The sequence below is a fragment of the Roseateles sp. DAIF2 genome (genome assembly GCF_015624425.1).
Lineage (GTDB): Bacteria > Pseudomonadota > Gammaproteobacteria > Burkholderiales > Burkholderiaceae_C > Kinneretia.
The window spans coordinates 5546954-5565539 of record NZ_CP049919.1 but is presented as its reverse complement, the minus strand read 5'-3'; the positions used below and the strand labels follow the sequence as shown (position 1 = coordinate 5565539).

At 68.7% G+C, this 18586-nt stretch carries 18 protein-coding genes; 11 read left to right on the top strand and 7 right to left on the bottom strand.

Features of this window, described 5'->3' with window-relative positions; all coding sequences use genetic code 11:
* Positions 1-36 precede the first annotated feature (36 nt).
* Positions 37-1413, bottom strand: coding sequence for an adenylosuccinate lyase (gene purB, locus G8A07_RS25680; RefSeq protein ID WP_195794741.1), 1377 nt, complete (start codon positions 1411-1413; stop codon positions 37-39).
* 173 nt (positions 1414-1586) lie between these two features.
* On the opposite strand from purB, the gene G8A07_RS25675 reads away from it, so the two are divergent.
* The 5 genes from G8A07_RS25675 (at position 1587) to G8A07_RS25655 (ending at position 7390) form a co-directional block, all read left to right on the top strand.
* Positions 1587-2609 (top strand): BMP family protein, encoded by a 1023-nt coding sequence (locus tag G8A07_RS25675; protein ID WP_195794740.1) that lies wholly within the window; start codon positions 1587-1589, stop codon positions 2607-2609.
* A gap of 2 nt (positions 2610-2611) precedes the next feature.
* Positions 2612-4165 carry an ABC transporter ATP-binding protein gene (locus G8A07_RS25670; RefSeq protein WP_195794739.1) on the top strand — a complete coding sequence of 518 codons (1554 nt, stop codon included), beginning with the start codon at positions 2612-2614 and terminating at the stop codon, positions 4163-4165.
* The gene (locus tag G8A07_RS25665; RefSeq protein WP_195794738.1) at positions 4155-5234 is read left to right on the top strand and encodes an ABC transporter permease; all 1080 of its coding nucleotides are present in this window, start codon (positions 4155-4157) and stop codon (positions 5232-5234) included. Before G8A07_RS25670 ends, G8A07_RS25665 begins: the two co-directional genes overlap by 11 nt.
* Positions 5224-6162 (top strand): ABC transporter permease, encoded by a 939-nt coding sequence (locus tag G8A07_RS25660; protein ID WP_195794737.1) that lies wholly within the window; start codon positions 5224-5226, stop codon positions 6160-6162. The genes G8A07_RS25665 and G8A07_RS25660 overlap by 11 nt, the downstream gene beginning before the upstream one ends.
* 325 nt (positions 6163-6487) lie before the next feature.
* Positions 6488-7390 carry a DUF4238 domain-containing protein gene (locus G8A07_RS25655; protein WP_195794736.1) on the top strand — a complete coding sequence of 301 codons (903 nt, stop codon included), beginning with the start codon at positions 6488-6490 and terminating at the stop codon, positions 7388-7390.
* A 341-nt stretch (positions 7391-7731) separates the two neighbouring features.
* Here G8A07_RS25655 and G8A07_RS25650 read toward each other — a convergent pair whose 3' ends face one another.
* On the bottom strand, positions 7732-8628 hold the full coding sequence (locus G8A07_RS25650) for a hypothetical protein (RefSeq protein WP_195794735.1): 897 nt from the start codon (positions 8626-8628) through the stop codon (positions 7732-7734).
* A gap of 305 nt (positions 8629-8933) precedes the next feature.
* Between G8A07_RS25650 and G8A07_RS25645 the strand changes: the two genes are divergently transcribed.
* On the top strand, positions 8934-9113 hold the full coding sequence (locus G8A07_RS25645; protein WP_195794734.1) for a hypothetical protein: 180 nt from the start codon (positions 8934-8936) through the stop codon (positions 9111-9113).
* Positions 9114-9124: 11 nt separating this feature from the next.
* Positions 9125-10048, top strand: a complete 924-nt coding sequence (locus tag G8A07_RS25640; protein ID WP_195794733.1) for a YihY/virulence factor BrkB family protein — start codon at positions 9125-9127, stop codon at positions 10046-10048.
* Between the two features lie 11 nt (positions 10049-10059).
* Here G8A07_RS25640 and cls read toward each other — a convergent pair whose 3' ends face one another.
* Positions 10060-11508: a cardiolipin synthase gene (gene cls, locus G8A07_RS25635; protein ID WP_195794732.1), complete on the bottom strand. Its 1449-nt coding sequence runs from the start codon at positions 11506-11508 to the stop codon at positions 10060-10062.
* A gap of 220 nt (positions 11509-11728) precedes the next feature.
* On the opposite strand from cls, the gene G8A07_RS25630 reads away from it, so the two are divergent.
* Positions 11729-12172 carry a PRC-barrel domain-containing protein gene (locus G8A07_RS25630; protein WP_195794731.1) on the top strand — a complete coding sequence of 148 codons (444 nt, stop codon included), beginning with the start codon at positions 11729-11731 and terminating at the stop codon, positions 12170-12172.
* A gap of 42 nt (positions 12173-12214) precedes the next feature.
* The gene (locus G8A07_RS25625; RefSeq protein WP_195794730.1) at positions 12215-13276 is read left to right on the top strand and encodes an AI-2E family transporter; all 1062 of its coding nucleotides are present in this window, start codon (positions 12215-12217) and stop codon (positions 13274-13276) included.
* A 2-nt stretch (positions 13277-13278) separates the two neighbouring features.
* On the opposite strand, the gene G8A07_RS25620 is transcribed toward G8A07_RS25625, so the two are convergent.
* Positions 13279-13455, bottom strand: a complete 177-nt coding sequence (locus G8A07_RS25620) for a hypothetical protein (protein WP_195794729.1) — start codon at positions 13453-13455, stop codon at positions 13279-13281.
* An 87-nt stretch (positions 13456-13542) separates the two neighbouring features.
* On the opposite strand from G8A07_RS25620, the gene G8A07_RS25615 reads away from it, so the two are divergent.
* A complete protein-coding gene (locus tag G8A07_RS25615) occupies positions 13543-14814 on the top strand; it encodes an amidohydrolase family protein (protein WP_371816395.1) in 1272 nt (423 codons plus the stop codon).
* On the opposite strand, the gene G8A07_RS25610 is transcribed toward G8A07_RS25615, so the two are convergent.
* Together G8A07_RS25610 and G8A07_RS25605 are read right to left on the bottom strand one after the other, a co-directional pair.
* Entirely contained in the window at positions 14804-15865 is a 1062-nt protein-coding gene (locus G8A07_RS25610) for a M48 family metallopeptidase (protein WP_195794728.1), read from the bottom strand. The two genes, G8A07_RS25615 and G8A07_RS25610, sit on opposite strands and share 11 nt — an antisense overlap.
* A gap of 8 nt (positions 15866-15873) precedes the next feature.
* On the bottom strand, positions 15874-17016 hold the full coding sequence (locus G8A07_RS25605) for a YjgN family protein (protein ID WP_195794727.1): 1143 nt from the start codon (positions 17014-17016) through the stop codon (positions 15874-15876).
* A gap of 221 nt (positions 17017-17237) precedes the next feature.
* On the opposite strand from G8A07_RS25605, the gene G8A07_RS25600 reads away from it, so the two are divergent.
* On the top strand, positions 17238-17867 hold the full coding sequence (locus G8A07_RS25600; RefSeq protein WP_195794726.1) for a glutathione S-transferase family protein: 630 nt from the start codon (positions 17238-17240) through the stop codon (positions 17865-17867).
* On the opposite strand, the gene G8A07_RS25595 is transcribed toward G8A07_RS25600, so the two are convergent.
* Positions 17831-18535: a response regulator transcription factor gene (locus G8A07_RS25595; RefSeq protein ID WP_195794725.1), complete on the bottom strand. Its 705-nt coding sequence runs from the start codon at positions 18533-18535 to the stop codon at positions 17831-17833. The genes G8A07_RS25600 and G8A07_RS25595 overlap by 37 nt on opposite strands.
* Positions 18536-18586: the final 51 nt, after the last annotated feature.

Sequence of the window (18586 nt, the reverse complement as noted above, 5' to 3'; positions counted from 1 at the left end):
CCAACGACGCATGGCGGCGGCGCAGTAGAAAGGCGCTCAGATCTTGCGTGCCAATTCCTCGGCCTTGCCCGTGTAGTTGCCGGGCGTCAAAGCCAGCAGGCGCTGCTTCTCGGCCTCGGGCAGTTCCAGGGTGTTGATGAAGGCCTGGATCGCCGCGCGGTCGATGGTCTTGCCGCGGGTCAGTTCCTTCAGGCGCTCGTAGGGGTTGGGCAGGGCGTAGCGGCGCATCACGGTCTGGATCGGCTCGGCCAGCACCTCCCAGGCGCTGTCCAGGTCGGCGGCCAGCGCGGCCTCGTTGACCTCCAGCTTGTCCAGGCCCTTCAGCAGCGAGTCGTAGCCCAGCACCGCATAGCCCAGCGCCACGCCCATATTGCGCAGCACGGTCGAGTCGGTCAGGTCGCGCTGCCAGCGGCTGATCGGCAGCTTCTGGCTCAGATGGGTCAGCAGCGCGTTGGCCAGGCCGAAGTTGCCCTCGGCGTTCTCGAAGTCGATCGGGTTGACCTTGTGCGGCATCGTCGAGCTGCCGATCTCGCCGGCCTTGGTGCGCTGCTTGAAGTAGCCCACCGAGATATAGCCCCAGACATCGCGCGACCAGTCGATCAGGATGGTGTTGGTGCGGGTCACCGCGTCGAACAGCTCGGCCATATAGTCGTGCGGCTCGATCTGGATCGTGTAGGGGTTGAAGGCCAGGCCCAGCTGGTCCTCGATCACGCGCTGGCTGAAGCCCTCCCAGTCATGCTCGGGCCAGGCGGACAGGTGGGCGTTATAGTTGCCCACGGCGCCGTTCATCTTGGCCAGCAGTTTCACATCGGCGATGCGCTCGCGGGCGGTGCGCAGACGCGCGACGACGTTGGCGATCTCCTTGCCGACGGTGGTCGGGCTGGCGGTCTGGCCATGGGTGCGGCTGAGCATCGGCGTGGCGGCCAGCGCATGCGCCATCTCGCCCAGCTTGGCGATGATGCGGTCGACGGTGGGCAGCAGCACCTCGGCGCGAGCGGCCTTCAGCATCAGGCCATGGCTGGTGTTGTTGATGTCCTCGCTGGTGCAGGCGAAATGCACGAACTCGCCGGCGGCCTTCAGCTCGGCGTTGGTTTCGAAGCGCGACTTCAGCCAGTACTCGACCGCCTTGACGTCGTGATTGGTGGTCTTCTCGATGTCCTTGATCGCCTGGGCGTCGGCCTCGGAGAAGCGCGCGACGATGCCGCGCAGCAGGCCGCGCGCGGCCTCCGACAGCGGCTTGAACTCGACGAAGCCGGCGTCCGACAGCGCGATGAACCATTCGACCTCGACCTGCACGCGGCGGTGCATCAGTCCGAACTCGGAGAGCAGCGGACGCAAGGCGGCCACGCGCGAGGCGTAGCGGCCGTCCAGGGGCGACAGGGCACTGATGCTGGAGAAGGCGGTGAGGTTCATGGTGCTGGGGTGCGGATCGGGCGCCGCACTGGCTTGGGGCAAACCCTGGGATTTTATCCGGCCCGGCTCTTGCTTAAATCGGAGCTGCCTTCGGGCGTCCTGCGCACCCCCGACGGGGGCGCCGGCGCCGCCCCGGCTAGAGTCCCGCCCCGTCCCAGCCAAGGAGCCCTCCCATGCCTGTCGCCGCCGCCCCGTCGTCCCCCTCTTCGGCCCTGCGCCGCCTCACGCTCGGCCTCGTCGCCGCCGGCCTCGCCGCGCTGGCCCTGCCGGCCGCCGCGCAGGCCAAGCTGAAGGTGGCCGGTATCTACACGGTGCCGGTCGAGCAGCAATGGGTCAGCCGCATCAACAAGGCGCTGAAGGCGGCCGAGGCGCGCGGCGAGATCGAATATGCCTTCTCCGAGAACGTCAGCAATGCCGACTACGAGCGCGTGATGCGCCAGTACGCCGAGCGCGGCTACGGCCTGTTGGTCGGCGAGGCCTTCGCGGTCGAGGCCGCGGCGCGCAAGGTGGCCAGGGACTATCCGAAGACCGCCTTCCTGATGGGCAGCAGCGGCAAGCCGGCCGCGCCCAACTTCGCGGTGTTCGACAACTACATCCAGGAGCCGGCGTTTCTCACCGGCATGATCGCCGGCGGCGTCAGCAAGAGCGGCAAGATCGGCCTGGTCGGCGGCTTCCCGATCCCCGAGGTGAACCGCCTGATGAACGCCTTCATGGCCGGCGCCAAGGAGATCAACCCCAAGGCCGAGTTCACCGTCAGCTTCATCAACAGCTGGTTCGATCCGCCCAAGGCCAAGGAGGCCGCCTTCGCGATGATCGACAAGGGCGCCGACGTGATGTACGCGGAGCGCTTCGGCGTCAGCGACGCGGCCAAGGAGCGCAAGGTGCTGGCGATCGGCAATGTGATCGACACCCAGGCCCAGTACCCCGACACCGTGGTCGCCTCGGCGCTATGGCATATGGAGCCCAGCATCGACGCCGCGATCAAGGCGGTGAAGGGCAATGCCTTCAAGGCCGAGGACTACGGCCCCTTCTCGATGATGAAGCACAAGGGCAGCTCCCTCAGCGCCCTGGGCACCTTCGAAAAGAAGGTGCCGGCCGACATCGTCGCCAAGGTCAGGGCCAAGGAAAAAGCCATCCTGGACGGCAGCTTCACGGTCAAGGTCGACGACGGCCAGCCCAAGTCCACGAGCAAGTGACGATGGCGGCGGCGCTGCGGCTGCGCGGCATCAGCAAGCGCTTCGGCGCCCTGCAGGCGAATGACGCGATCTCGCTGAGCCTGGCGCGCGGCCAGGTGCTGGCCCTGCTGGGCGAGAACGGCGCGGGCAAGAGCACCCTGGTCTCGATCCTGTTCGGCCATTACGTTGCCGACGTGGGCGAGATCGAGGTGTTCGGCCGGCCGCTGCCGCCGGGCCAGCCCAAGGCGGCGCTCGCCGCCGGCATCGGCATGGTGCACCAGCATTTCACGCTGGCCGAGCGCCTCTCGGTGCTGGACAACGTGATGCTGGGCCTGGAGCCGCTGTGGCGGCCCTTCTCGCGCCGGCGCGCGCTGCGCCAGCGCCTGCTGGAGACGGCGCAGCGCTTCGGCCTGCAGGTCGATCCGGAGGCGCTGATCGCGGACCTGTCGGTCGGCGAGCGCCAGCGCGTCGAGATCCTGAAGGCCCTGGTGCGCGGCGCCCGCATCCTGATCCTGGACGAACCCACCGCGGTGCTGACGCCGCAGGAGAGCGAGGCGCTGTTCGGCTCGCTGAAGGCGCTGGTCGCCGAGGGCCTGTCCATCATCTTCATCAGCCACAAGCTGGACGAGGTGCTGGCGGTTTCTGACCGCATTGCGGTGCTGCGCGCCGGCAAGCTGGTGGCCGAGTTGCCGAACGAAGCCGGCTTGTCGAAGGCCGATCTGGCCGAAGCGATGGTCGGCCGCGCGGTGCAGCCGCCGCGGCGCAGCAGCGCCGCCGCGGCGCCCGGCGAGCCGGTCTGCACGCTGCGCGGTGCGCGCCTGGTCGGCAAGCCGGGCCTGCGCGGCGTGGACCTGGAGCTGCGCGCCGGCGAGGTGCTGGCGGTGGCCGGCGTGGCCGGCAATGGCCAGCAGGCGCTGGCCGAGCTGCTGCAGGGCCTGCATGGGCTCGACGGTGGCGAGCTGCGGGTGCTGGGGCAAGACCTGGCCCCGCGGCCGCGGGCCTGGCTGGCCGCCGGCGTCGCGCGCATCCCGGAGGACCGCCATGCGGTCGGCGTGGTCGGCGACCTGGCGCTGTGGGAGAACGCGCTGCTGGAGCAATACCGCAGCCGCGGCTTCGCGCGGTTTTGTAGCCAGCTGATCCGGCGCGGCCGGGCGCGCGCGCATGCGCAGGACATCGTGCGCCGCTTCGATGTGCGCGGCCTGGAGGACCGGGGCCTGGACACCGTCACCCGCAGCCTGTCGGGCGGCAATATGCAGAAGCTGATCCTCGGCCGCGCGCTGAGCGGCGACCCCGCCGCCGGCCGGCCGCCGAAGCTGATCGTCGCCAACCAGCCCACCTGGGGCCTGGATATCGGCGCGGTCGCCTATGTGCACCAGCAGCTGCTGGACGCCTGCGCGGCCGGCGCCGCGGTGCTGCTGATCTCCGAGGATCTGGACGAGATCTTCACGATCGCTGATCGCATCGCGGTGATGCATGACGGTCATCTGAGCGCGGCGCGGCCGCGCGCCGACTGGACCCTGGCCGGCATCGGTCTGGCGATGGCGGGCAACGAGGAGCGGCAGACCCATGCGGCTTGAGAAACGCGCCAGCCCCTCGCCGGCCTGGCGGCTCGCGGCGCCGCTGCTGGCGCTGCTGGCGACCCTGCTGATCGGCTCGTTGCTGGTGGCCTGGGCCGGCGCGCCGATCGGCAAGGCCTATGCGCTGCTGCTGGAGGGCGGCTTCGGCTCGCGCTTCGCCTGGAGCGAGACCCTGACCCGCGCGACGCCGCTGATCCTGACCGGCCTGGCCGCGGCGGTGGCCTTTCGCGCGCGGCTCTTCAATATTGGCGCCGAGGGCCAGCTCTATATCGGCGCGCTGGCCGCGGTGGCGGTGGGCGGCCTGCACGGTGGCACGGGTTACGAGCTGTCGCCCTGGCTGCTGTTCCCGCTGATGATGGCCGCCGCCGCGCTGGCCGGCGCCCTGCTGCTGCTCGGGCCGGCGCTGCTGAAGAGCCGGCTGGGCGTCGATGAGGTGGTGACGACCCTGCTCCTGAACTTCTTCGTGCTGCTGTTCGTGTCCTGGATGCTGGACGGGCCGATGAAGGACCCGCTGGCGATGGGCTGGCCGCAGAGCGTGGGTCTGCAGGAGGCGCTGCAGCTGGACAAGCTGATAGCGCGCAGCCGCGTGCACAGCGGGCTGCTCTGGGCCATCGTGGCGGCGCTGCTGCTATGGGGCCTGCTCAAGCATGGCACGACCGGTTTCGAGATCCGCGCGGTCGGCGCCGGCCCGACGGCCGCGGCCTTTGCCGGCATGCCGATCGCCTGGGTCACGGTCAAGGTGGCCCTGCTGTCGGGCGCGCTGGCCGGGCTGGCCGGCGCGATCGAGGTGGCGGGCCGCACCGGCTATGTCACCCTGGACATGAGCCCCGGCTATGGCTACAGCGGCATCGTGATCGCGATGCTGGCCGGCCTGCATCCGCTCGGCGTCGTGGCCGCGGCGGTGTTCGTCGCCGGCCTCCTGGTCGGGGCCGACAGCATGAGCCGCGCGGTGGGCGTGCCGACCTATATCGCCGATGTAATCGTCGCGACCGCGCTGATCGCGATGCTGGTCAGCAGCCTGCTGATCAACTACCGGATCCGCTGGAGGGAGCGTCGCGATGGGCGCTGAGATCCTGGACCTGCTGTCGGGCAGCGCCTTCTGGATCGCGGTGCTGCGCATCGCGACGCCGTTGATCCTCGGCACCCTGGGCGTGCTGCTGTGCGAGCGCGCCGGCGTGCTGAACCTGGGCATCGAGGGCATCATGGTGGCCGGTGCCTTCGCCGGCTGGCTGACGGTCTACCAGGGCGGCGGGCTGTGGACGGGCGTCGCGGTGGCGGCGCTGGTGGGCGCGCTCTTGGGCCTGCTGCATGGCTGGCTGACCGTCTCGCTGAGCCTGTCCCAGCATGTGTCCGGGCTGGGCATCACCCTGCTGGCGACGAGTCTCGCCAGCTATGCCTACCGGGTCAGCTTCCCCAAGGTGGAGAGCCCGCCGACGATCCAGCCCTTCGCGACGATGGAACACTGGCTGCCGATCCCGGTGCTGAATGCGCAGACGCCGCTGACCCTCTTGGCCCTGCTGCTGGTGCCGCTGCTGGCCTGGGGGCTGAACCGCACGCCGCTGGGTCTGGCGGTGCGCATGGTCGGCGAGAACCCGGCCGCGGCCGAGGGGCAGGGCCTGTCGGTCGCGCGCCTGCGCATCGGCGCCATCATGGCCGGCTCGGCCCTAATGGGCGTGGCCGGCGCCTTCCTGACCCTGGCGGCCTTCAACGCCTTCTACTTCAACATGGTCAACGGCCGCGGCTGGGTCTGCGTCGCGCTGGTCGTGTTCGCGTCCTGGCGGCCCGGCAAGGCGCTCCTGGGCGCGCTGCTGTTCGCCTTCTTCGACGCGCTGCAGCTGCGCCTGCAGCAGAGCAGCGGGGGCGCGGGCGGCCTGCTGCCCTACCAGGTCTATCTGATGCTGCCCTATCTGCTGTCGATCGTCGCCCTGGTGCTGGTGGCCCGCAAGGCGGCCTATCCGCAGGCGCTGATGAAGCCCTATCGCAAGGGGGAGCGCTGAGGCTGGTACAGGGCCCGCGGCGACCGGCGGCCGATGCGTTGTCGCGAGGACTTGAGCAGCAGCTTCGCACTGGGGCGGCAGGGGGCTGCTTCGGGCAGCTCGCGGCCATGACCGGCCACTGGCGACCGGCTGCTTCGTGTCGTTCCAATTGGAACAGACCAAACAGGCCGGCGTCGCGCGCTGTATCTGCTGCTTTGGCGCCTCCAGGCTGTTGCGGACGTTCGACCTGCGTCGGCGAAGGGCGGCTCAGTGTTCGTTGGCAAACGGGGGCATTGAGAAATGCCTTCGATGGTTTTCTCGTGTAGCCAGCGGCTACGATTTGCGGATGTCGACTCAGGCCGAGCACCACTACATTCCCAAATTCCTGCTGCGCGGCTGGGAGGGTGGGGCCGACGAAAAGCTTTCGGCAATGCGCTGGCTTCGAGGCCAAATTTCTGAGCACCGATACAAGGCCAAATCGGTGGCAAAGGAACGCCACCTTTACGCCATCCGCAGGGACCTGCCTGAGCCGAACCAGCGCCTTGAGCAGGAGTTCATGACGAAGCATGTGGACGAACCCGCATCCTTGGTCCACAAAGCAATCGTTGCCAATGGGATGGCCAATCTCACTGAGAGAGAGCAGTACATCTGGACCAGGTTTTTGGTGTCGCTCGTCATGCGAGGCCCTGGCGCTATCGCATACGTGCGAGCCAAAGGCATCAACGCACTTGGCGAGCAGTTCGACGTGTCGCCTGACGACTATCTCGACCAGCGGGGGGCGGAGCCAGAGCCGACGCTGCGCAAATACATAGAAAAACACGCCCCCGAGGTGCTGACGGACTTCGGCAATGTGGCCCTGCCGAACATCATTCAGACCAGCTTCTTGAACAAGAAAATCTTCGAGGCGCAGTGGATTACAAGGCGGCTGACGAAGGGGCCGCAGCGATTCGTCATCGGCGACCGACCACTCACCTTGTTCGGCGCCATCGCAGACCGCTTCCTGCTGTTCGTGCCGGTTGCACCGGACCTCGGATTCTTCGCGTTTAACTCGCATGAGACGGGCGCGCGGCTTCGGGAAAAAGGCGAACCAACGCTCATCAGGGAGATGAACCGAGGGATGGTTGAGCAGGCCAGCGTCTATGTCTATGGCACCAACAATGAGCACAGGAGATTGCTCGAATTGCGGCTCGAAAAGACGGCAGCAGGGCCTGGGCTAGGACTGGGGCCACGACCGCCAGCGCAAGCGTGAACAAGCCAGCTCCGGCCTGCCTGCTCGAAGGGCCTCAGGCTTCGTTCTGAAGGAGGACGCTCCCCCCAAGCGAAGATCTTGCCCGTGGCCTTTAGCGCCTTGACCCTGCCGGTCTTCAGGTTCACGCGATAGTCTCTGCGGTTCTTCAGCGTCAAGCCGCTCGGCAGGGGGAACTCCGGCACCACCCGATTGCGCTCGTGACGTCAAGTACAGGTTCCGAAGAGCAGCCTGTCGATGGTGGCCGTTCAGGGTCGTCTCTTGTCGGCCACGAACGGGCTGTCGCGAGAGACGGCTATTGGGTAGCTACGCTGCCTCGACAGATCTCGCAACGCTCCACAACCTCAGGGCTGTCGGTTCGTCTCTGTGCTTTGACCCTGACCGGTCGCCGAAACAGTCTTCTGATTGGAGGCAATGAACTTCTCGGCCGCGGCCATCAGAATGCCCACCTCGTCAACGTCTCGGGCACCGCGAGGTTCGTTGTTCAGCATGCCCAACAGCTCGCGCTCAAACGCCGCGCCAAGGTCCTCAATCAGCAGTGGGAGCACGTCGGCGCCATGCTGATCCAGGAACTTGGTGTAGTGCGGCAACGCACCTTTAACCTCGGCAATCGACTTTTCGATCTTTGTGAAGTCTTTGTCTATGCCAGTTTCGAGTTGCTTCAATCGGAGCAAGAGAACGTGCAGGACACCTTGGTACGCCTCAAACAACTTCCACGCTTGCTCGCTTACATAAAGGCGAGCTTTCCAGGGTGATTCTTCTGCCCTGGCCTGAAGCTTCTCCGTGGTCACACCCGCCAGCCTCGAAAGATCAGTAAAGAACGCCCGGGTGTTCGGGTCGGTAGCCGCATGCGTTAGTGCTGCGTCGTACTTGATTGTCTCCATGAATCTCGCGGCCATTCGAAGAGGCGCTAGGCCATGGAACGAAGCCCATAGCGCATCGATGGCATCTAGGCGCCTTGCGTCCAACGCGGCCTGACGAGATGCTCTAGCGGACAGAACGCCGCTCTGTAGCAACTGGAGCTGCTGGTCCCTGTTACGCAGTTCGGCCTGCAGTCGGGTGTCCTGAGCCTTGAGTTCGGCCTGCAATAGCGTCTCGCGTTGCTTCGCTTCCGCTCGGATGGTCTCCAGCTTCTCGTTGAACTCGTGCTGCACGCCGGCTTTCAGTCGCTCGTAGATGATGGTTCGTGCAAGCCATGCCAGAACCGCAACCAGGACGGTCGAGACTGCAGCGCTGGACAACGTGTACTCGAGAAAGCTCCGCATGTGGTCGAGGGAAGAGTTTCAGAAAGGTAAGAACGATTTTGGCCCATGGCTTTGCTCGCACGTCGAACGACTGCATGCAGAGGCCCAATCCCGCAAAGGCTACGACCGCACTGGGTCGTGAACCGCCACCCTTCGCCGCCGCCCTCAGTTTTTGACCGCCCCGTGCCGCCAGCCATCGGCATGTTGTGAGCATGGCCTGACACGAACAGCCGCCGTTGTCCGACGCCCACCCCACGGTGTTCCCGGCACGATGCAATAGCAAAGGCCAGCCGGAGTCCGCCATGTCCTTCATCTACCCGACCTCGTCCCCCGAGACCCTGCATGAGCATCGCCCGCCGATCAAGGCGCCCGGTGATGATGAGGAGCCCCGGCCCATGCCCGTCGACCCCGATGAGGGGCCGATCGACCCGGCGCCGGAGGATGATCAGACACCGGGGCGCGGCATCGATCGCGGGCGCTGAGTGTCGGCGCGATGGCGACGAATCGACCGCGAGCCCTCGTCGACCCGCGCGCCGCCCAGTTGCTGCGCCATCCGGGCCGCTTCCTGCTCGATGTACTGAAGGCCTTCCGCGCCAACCAGGGCCTGCTGCTGGCCGGCGCGGTGGCCTATTACGCGCTGCTCTCCGTCGTGCCCCTGCTGATACTGACGGTGATCGCGCTCTCGCACCTGGTCGATCAGGGCGAGCTGCTGCGCACCGTGGGCCGCTATCTGGAGCTGCTGGTGCCCGGGCAGTCGGCGGCCATCGTCGGCGAGCTGGCCCGCTTCCTGGCGCATCGCGATGTGCTGGGTTGGGTGCTGCTGGCCAGCATGCTGTTCTTCAGCTCGCTGGCCTTCACGGTGCTGGAGAACGCGCTGTCGGTGATCTTCCACCACCGCGTGGCGATACGGCGGCGCCACTTCCTGGTCTCGGCCGTGATTCCCTATGTCTACATCCTCAGCCTGGGCATCGGGCTGCTGCTGGTCACCCTGGTGGCGGGCAGCCTGCAGGCGCTGGGCCAGCAGCGGGTCGAATTCCTGTGGCACAGCTGGTCGCTGGGCGGCATCTCGGGCGCGCTGCTCTACCTGCTGGGCTTTGCCGGGGAGGTGTTCGTGCTGACCTCGGTCTATCTGGTGATGCCGGTGGGCCGGCCCTCGCTGCAACACGCCCTGTTCGGCGCCCTGGCCGCGGCCCTGCTGTGGGAGCTGTCGCGCCAACTGCTGGTCTGGTACTTCGGCACGCTCTCGCAGATCGGCGCCGTCTACGGCTCCATGACCACGGCCATCGCCGTGCTGCTGAGCCTGGAGCTGGGGGCCAGCCTGCTGCTGTTCGGCGCCCAGGTGATCGCCGAGTACGAACGGCTCGGGCATGCCGCTGCGCAGACGCCGTCACCGCCCTTCACGACGGCAGCGCCTTGAGCCCGGCTCGCTCAAAGCCAGTAGGCCCAGAGCCGCGCAAACCACTCCTTCAGGCGCAAGGCCGGCGAGCGCCGCTGCCATTGCGTCAGCGTGATCGCCTCGGACGCGGCCTCGTCCCGGGTGAACATGGCCTGCAGCTGCAGGCCGAACTCGGTGCCCAGCATGACGGCGTTCAGCTCGTGGTTGTGCAGGAAGCTGCGCCAGTCGAGATTGGTGGAGCCGACGGTGGCCCAGACGCCGTCGATCAGTGCGGTCTTGGAATGCAGGATGGCGCCGCGCCGCTCGAAGATCTTCACGCCGGCGCGCAGCAGGCGCTCGTAGTAGCCGCGCCCGGCGTGGAAGACCAGCCATGAATCGCTCTGTCCCGGCAGGATCAGCCGCACGTCGACGCCGCGCGCGGCCGCGGCCTCCAGCGCGGCCAGCAGCTGCGGGTCCGGCACGAAGTAGGCGTTGGTCAGGTGCACCGTGGTCTCGGCGCTGCCGATGGCGGAGAGCAGGGTGGCGTAGATCAGGCTGAAGGCCTCCTCGGGCGAGCTGCCGATGATGCGCACCACCTGGCGGCCGGCGCTCTGTGGCGTGGGCAGGTAGTCGCGGTCCCGCAGCGGCTCGCCCTGCTGCGCCGCCCAATTGGCCAGGAAGAGCTTCTGCAGCTCGGTCACCGCCGGGCCGCGCAGCTGCAGATCGGTGTCGCGCCAGGTGGGCGCGCTGTCCGCCCGGGCCTGCGGCCGCGGCTTCTTGCCGAAGGAGCCGCCGGAATAGACGCTGCTGATATTGATGCCGCCCAGGAAGGCGACGCGGCCGTCGACGACCAGCAGCTTGCGGTGGTCTCGCTGGTTGAGCTCCCAGCCCCGCCGCGCCGCCAACGGATTGAGCGGGTTGAACTCCAGCACCCGCACGCCGGCATCGCTGAGCTGCTGGAAGAAGGCGGCGGGCGTGCCGATGGTGCCGGCACTGTCGCGCAGCAGGTTGACCTGCACACCCTCGCGCTGCTTGGCGATCAGGGCCGCGGCAAAGTGCCGGCCGACCTCGTCGTCGTCGAGGATGTAGGTCTCCATATTGATGTGCTCGCGCGCGGCCGCGATGGCGGCCAGCATGGCGCGGTAGGTGGCCGGGCCGTCCTGCAGCAGTTGCACCGCGTTGCCGGTGGTCAGCGGGCTGCCGACGATGGCCTCCTCCAGCGCCAGATGGCGGGCGAAGATGTCGGTGTCCTGGCCGCGGGCGCGCAGGCCGTCGAGGATGGCCCGGCTCTGCGGCGCCGTGAGCGGGCCGCGCGCACCCTGCAGCTGCACGGGCGCGCCGCTGTGGCGGGCCAGGTCGGGCACGATGGTCGGCAGGCTGGCGCAGCAGGTCAGGCCCAGCAGCACCGGCAGGCACAACAGCAGCAGCGCGCGGCAGGCCGAACCGCAGCGCCGCGGGGGCTGCGGGCGCGCCGCTGGCGAAGGATGGGGATGCTGCAGCATTTCATGCGGCCCGGTACGGGGCGCCCGCTGGCCTTGACTGGCTCTCTTGTCGTCGGGGCGGCGCGCGGCGTCTGTGCGACGCCGCACGCTGCTGTGCAGCGCCGCCGGCCGGGTGCGTTGCCGGACAGACCCGCGGCCCGCGGGCCCTTAGTTTGCTTCATCGGCGCTGCTTGCAAGACGCGGCCCGATTCACCCTCCCACACTTTGCCTGGAGACAGCGATGAACTACTTGGAACGCGACACGTTCGGCATGTACAAGGGCCTGAGCAACGGCGGATCCGGACCCAGCCGGCGCCAGGGGCCGGGGCCCGAACTGATGGGGGCCGACACCCTGGTCGGCAACGCAGTCTGCAATCGGAATTCAGAAAATCTGGGCGATATCAAGGAGATCATGCTCGACATGCGCAGCGGCCGGATCGGCTATGCGGTGCTGTCCTTCGGCGGGTTCCTCGGCCTGGGCGAGAAGCTCTTCGCCGTGCCCTGGAATGCGCTGAAGCTCGATACCGACAACAAGCGCTTCGTGCTGGACGTCGAGAAGGATCGCCTTGATGAGGCGCCGGGTTTCGACAAGAATCACTGGCCCGATATGGCCGACCCGAGCTGGGCCAAGGGCATTCATGACTACTATGGAACGAAGCTGTACGTGGACGATGCCCACAGCTGAAGAAGATCTCCGCTCGACCGGCGCCCGGGCGCGGCACCGCCGGTGAGACGCGACCTGCAACGCTATGCCCAGCTGGCCGCGGTGGTCAGCGTCGTGGTCGGCTGCTACCTGATCCTCACGCCCTTCATCCCGGCCATCCTGTTCGCGGCCGTGGCCTGCTCGTCGAGCTGGCCGCTCCACCAACGCGTGCGCCGCGCCCTGGGCGGCCGCGCGGGCTGGGCGGCGGCGCTGATGGTGCTGCTGCTGGTGGTGCTGGTGATCGGCCCGACCGCGGTGCTGGCGTTGAGCCTGGTGGACGATGTGGCGGCCGGCGTCGATGCGGTCAAGGGCCTGCTGGACCATGGCCCGCTGCTGCCACCGGCCTGGCTGCGCGACATCCCGCTGATCGGCGGGCCGCTGGACAGCTACTGGCAGCGCCTGGCGGCCAGTCGCGAGGAGCTGACGGCCCTGCTGAAAAGCTTGATCGAGCCGATCAAGAACTTTCTCGTCGGCACCGGCAAGGCGCTGGGCGCCAGCCTGCTGCAGCTGGTGTTTGCCGCCTTTGTTGGCTACTTCTTCTATCGCGATGGCGAGGCCACCGTGCAGGCCATCCGCAAGATCCTGGCGCGGCTGTCCGGCCCGCTGGGCGACGAGTTGCTGGCGACCATCGACAGCACGGTCACCGGCGTCGTGCATGGCATCTTCGGCACCGCCCTGGCCCAGGCCCTGGTGGCCCTGCTGGGCTTTCTCGTGGCCGGCGTGCCGGGCGCGCTGGCGCTGGGCACGGCGACCTTCTTCCTGTCGATGGTGCCGATCGGCCCGCCCCTGGTCTGGGGTGGCGCGACGGTCTGGCTGTTCTATCAGGGCTCGGTCGGCTGGGCCATCTTCATGCTGCTGTGGGGGCTGTTGGCGATCAGCAGCATCGACAACTTCGTCAAACCCTATCTGATCAGCCGCAGCAGCAGCCTGCCGCTGCTCCTGATCGTGCTGGGCGTGTTCGGCGGCATCTTGGCCTTCGGTTTCATCGGCGTCTTTATCGGCCCGCCGGTGCTGGCGGTCGGGCTGACGCTGGTGCAGCTGTGGATCAGCAAGGGCGAGGGCAACAACAAGGCCGCGGGCGGCTGAGCTCAGGCGCCGACGCCCAGCCACATCTCGCCCTCGGTGACCCGGGCCCACAGCGCGAAGGGATGGCGGTGCGTCTCGACCACGGTCTGGGGGGGCAGCATCGCTCGATCGACCTCGTCGAAGCTGCGGGCGCCGGCCTGCTCGGAAACCTGCGCGAAGCTGGGCAGGGAGTCCGGCATGGCAGGTTCCCGTCGCGAGGGTTGTGACCGCGATGGTAGGCTGGCGCGTTCCGATCCGCCAGCGTCCCTTCTTCTTCGATCACTGCCATGCTGATACGCAATCTCCGCCTCCCCGACGGCCGTAGCGGCCAGGACCTGCTGGTGCAGGACGCGCGCATTGCCGCCATCGGACCAAGCCTTCCCGCGCCTGCTGGCGTCGAGATCATCGACGGCCAGGGCTGGCTGCTGAGCCCGCCCTTCGTCGACGCGCATTTCCACATGGACGCGACGCTCAGCTACGGCCTGCCGCGTGTCAATGCCAGCGGCACCCTGCTGGAAGGCATCGCGCTGTGGGGCGAGCTGAAGCCACTGCTGACCCAGGAGGCCTTGGTCGAGCGCGCGCTGGCCTATTGCGACTGGGCGGTGGCCAAGGGCCTGCTGGCGATCCGCAGCCATGTCGATGTCTGCGACCCGCGCCTGCTGGCGGTCGAGGCCCTGCTGCATGTGCGCGAGCGGGTGAAGCCCTATCTGGACCTGCAGCTGGTGGCCTTCCCGCAGGACGGCGTGCTGCGCGCGCCGGGCGCGTTGGCGAACCTGACGCGTGCGCTGGACCTGGGCGTCGACGTGGTCGGCGGCATCCCGCATTTCGAACGCACGATGGCGGACGGCGCCGCCAGCGTGAAGCTGCTGTGCGAGCTGGCCGCCGAGCGCGGCCTGATGGTGGACATGCATTGCGACGAGAGCGACGACCCGCTGTCGCGCCATATCGAGACCCTGGCGTTCGAGACCCAGCGCCTGGGGCTGCAGGGCCGCGTCACCGGCTCGCACCTGAGCTCCATGCATTCGATGGACAACTACTATGTGTCCAAGCTGATCCCGCTGATGGCAGAGGCGCGGCTGCATGCGGTGGCGAACCCGCTGATCAACATCACCCTGCAGGGCCGTCACGACAGCTATCCCAAGCGCCGCGGCATGACCCGCGTGCCCGAGCTGCTGGCGGCCGGCGTCAATGTCGGCTTCGGCCATGACTGCGTGATGGACCCCTGGTACAGCTTGGGCAGCGGCGACATGCTGGAGGTCGCGGCGATGGGCCTGCATGTGGCGCAGATGACCTCGCAGGCCGGCATGAAGGCCTGCTTCGACGCGGTGACCGCCAACAGCGCCCGCATCCTGGGTCTGGCCGACTACGGGCTCGAGGTCGGCAAGCGGGCCGACTTCGTGCTGCTGCAGGCGCGCGATCCGGTCGAGGCGATCCGGCTGCGCGCCCAGCGCCTGCTGGTGGTGCGCGGGGGCCAGGTCTTGAGCCGCTGCGCGCCGGCCCGCGCACAGCTGAACCTGCCGGGCCGCCCGACCGAGGTGGACTGGACCCTCAGTCGCTGACGGGGTCGGCGCCGGCGGAGAAGAAGCGCATGCGCTCCTCGTCCGCCGGATGGCTGGAGATCGCGGTCGGCCAGCTGGTTTTCTCCCCGTCGCGGTGGCGATGCTTCTCGATGCGCTCGAAGAACACCAGCATCGCGCGCGGCGGGCGGCCGTCGGCGCGCAGCAGGCGCAGCGCGGCCGCATCGGCCTCGCGCTCGAAGTCGCGCGAATAGGCCTGCTGGCCCAGCAGGGTCGGGATGCCGGCCAGCACCGTCGAGAAGTCGCCCACCACCAGGCCGGCCAGCGCGCCGACCAGGCTGGTCTGCACCGCCATGCGCAGGCCATGGCGGCCCTGCACATGGCCCAGCTCATGGGCCAGCACGCCCACCAGCGCGTCCGGCTGGTCGGCCAGCAGCTCGGCCAGCGCATCGGTCAGCACGATATGGCCGCCCGGCAGCGCCAGCGCGTTCGGGCCCAGCTCGCGGCCGGCGGCGCGGAAATGCAGGTGGTAGTCCGGCAAGACCTGGCCCTGGACGCGGCCGGCCCGCACCAGGCGAGCGAAGTCGGCCTCGATCTCGCTGCGCCGCGCCGCGGGCAGGGCGCTGGGCTTGAGCAGCAGGCGGTCGATGCTTTCCAGCGCCTGGGTGCCGATCTGGCCCTCGGCCTCGGCCGGGATCAGGGCCAGCGCGCCCTCGGCCGCCAGCGGGATGCCGATCTTCCAGCCCATCCACAGCAGCCCGACCAGCAGCAGCAGGGCCGACAGCACATGGCGCCAGCTCTGCGCCCAGGACACCGCGACCGGCTCATGCAGCCCGGCCTGCGCCGCCCAGGCGTCCCAGGCCGGGGCGTCGGGGCAGTTCAGCACCCCGCCATCGGGCAGCTGCACCAGGCGCTGGCCATGGCGCTGGCGCTCCGGCCAGGCCACCTGCTTCAGCGGGTAGCGGTGCTGCTGCCCGTCGGCCTCGACCACCAGCTGGTCGCCGTCGCGCCGGATCTGCGCCGCATGGGCGCGCGCATGGCGCCCGTCGAAATACTGCAGCGCCAGGCGCTCGGGCGCGGGATCGGAACTCATGCCGGGGATCACAGGCCCATGTCGATGCCGAAGAAATCGCCGGCCGCGTCGCCGGCGGCATCGGGCTGGGCCAGGGCCTGCTCGGCCACCCAGGCGTCCAGGTCGCCGCGCACCAGCAGCTGCACCGCCTCCAGCCGCAGGCGCGTGCTGTTGATTGCGGCGAAGGGGCGGTACAGGCCCAGCGTGATCAGGGTCAGCAGCCAGTTCTTCAGGCTCAGCCAGGCGAAGGAGCGCAGGCTCAGGCCGCTCTCGAAGCGCATGTCCTCGCTGCGGGTGCGGTTCCAGACCAGGTTCTGCAGCCGCACCGTCAGATAGGGCCAGACCAGGGCCAGCAGGCCGAGGTAGAGCAGCACGACCAGCGGCACCAGGAGCCAGGCCCCGGCCAGCTTGGTCAGGATGAACAGCAGGCCGCCCGCCAGCAGCAGGTAGGCCAGGGTCCAGCCCAGGTACTTCAGCATCAGGATGTAGAAGGCGCCGACACCCAGATCGGTGCGGCTGTGCTGGTTGGCCAGCGCGTAATGGCCATGCTGGTAGATCTTGCTCAGCGCCAGGGTCCAGGGCCCCAGCAGCATCAGGGCCAGCGAGGCCGAGAGCACGGCCAGATGCGGGCCGGTCAGCTCGGTTGCGGTCCGGTCCTGCAGCACCTCGGGCCACCAGGCGCCGACCGCGACGATCACCAGCGCCGGCAGATAGGTCGGCAGGAAGGCGCGATAGGCGCCGGCCAGGCCGCCGCGGAAGCCGAAGCGCAGGCCGCGCCAGCTGGTGTTGGCCAGCCGGAACTGCAGGCTGGCGCGCCACAGCGCCGGCCAGATCGCGCACAGGATCAGGAAGGCGACCAGGCCCGCCAGTGGCGAGAACTGGCCCGACAGGGCATAGGCCGCCATCAGCAGGGCCAGCAGCACGAAGCCGCGGAACATGCGCCAGGGGTTGCCGTGGAAGGCCAGCGCCTGACCGTCGATCAGGGTGTTGCTGTAGAAATAGCGCAGGCGCCGCGCCTTCGCGAAGGGAATGTACAGGCCCAGCGTGACCAGGCTCAGCAGCAGGTTGACGATCCAGATGCGGAAGTACTCGCTGCCGGAGCCGGTGAATTCGATGCGGAAGAATCGGGCCGGCGCATGGCTGCTGTGGCCGAAGGTGGACTGCTCTTGCAAGGTGAACCTCCCTCAGGGATTGGTCGTGATGACGGGCAGCGCCTCTGGCGGGCGCCTTTCCTCCGTGGGCCGCAAGTCTCGGGCCCGCGGCCGGCGCTGACAACGGCCCCAAAGAGGGATGCGTTGTCTGCCCCAGCCGCCGGCGTTTGTCCAGCCCGTCGCGCAACAGGTGCTTCGCTAGAATCGTTCGCAACAGGACTCGCGTCCCGCATCATTTCGACATGAAACTCATCGGTTCACTCGCCAGCCCCTATGTCCGCAAGGTCCGCGTCGTGATGGCGGAAAAGAAGCTCGACTACCAGTTCGTGCTCGAGGACGTCTGGGGCAACGACAACATCCTGAAGATGAACCCGCTGGGCAAGGTGCCCTGCCTGGTGATGGAAGGCCAGGACTCGATCACCGGGGCGGTGTTCGATTCGCGCGTCATCTGCGAATACGTGGACACCCTGTCGCCGGTCGGCAAGCTGATCCCCGAGCGCGGCCGCGAGCGCACCGAGGTGCGCACCTGGGAGGCGCTGTCCGACGGCCTGATGGATGCCGCGATCGCCGCGCGCCTGGAGCAGACCTGGGCCGGCCGCAGCGCCGAGCAGCGCTCGCCCGCCTGGACCGAGCGCCAGATGGGCAAGGTGCATGGCGCGCTGAAGGCGATGAGCCAGGGGCTGGGCGAGAAGGCCTGGTGCTCGGGCAACCATTTCACCCTGGCCGACATCGCGGTCGGCTGCGCGCTGGGCTATCTGGACTACCGCTTTACCGCCATCGACTGGCGCGGCGACTATCCCAACCTGGCCCGCCTGCTGGAAAAGCTGGCGACGCGTCAGAGCTTCATCGACACCGCGCCGCCCGCGGCCTGAGGCATAGCCGCGGCTGCGGCCGCCGCCGACAGGCGGTGCAGGGCCGCGTAGACCGCGGCCAGGCGCCGGCCGATCTCGAGCGGATCGAGCTGCCAGCGCTGTGCGATCTCCCCGTCCAGCAGACCCTGGGCCACCAGGGTCAGCAGATGCTGCTCGCTGCGCGCCAGGCCCGCGGCGGCCGGGGCCAGGTCTTGCCCCGCGGCGACGTTGTGCGCCAGCTGCGGCTCGCTGCGCGGCAGCCCCAGGGCCAGCAGCGCCTGGCGCGCCAGCGCCGGCGACATGCGCGCCGCGCCGGCGGCGCAGTCGTGCAGCGCCGCGGCCAGCCCGCGCGCCTGGCCGGGGTCCTGCCAATAGCCCTGGGCGCCGGCGGCCAGCGCGTCGAACAGCAGCGGGTCGTCGCCCACCGCGGTCAGCAGCAGCACCGGCGGGCGGCGCCTGAGCGGCAGGCGCCGCAGCAGGGTCAGGGCATGGCCGTCGGTCAGGCGCAGGTCGGTGGCGATCAGGTCCGGGCCCAGCTCGGCGATGCGCGGCAGCGCCTCGTACAGCAGGTCGCTGGCGCCGACGCAGGTCCAGCGCTCGGCGCGGCCGCGCTCCGCCTCATCGAAAAGAGCGCGTTGCGCGGCGAGCAGCGCGGAGCGGGTACGGCGGAGCAGGAAAACGGCAGGCATGCGGGGGCGACAGGGAAGCCGGCCGATTGTCCCGGCTTCAGGGGACGCGAC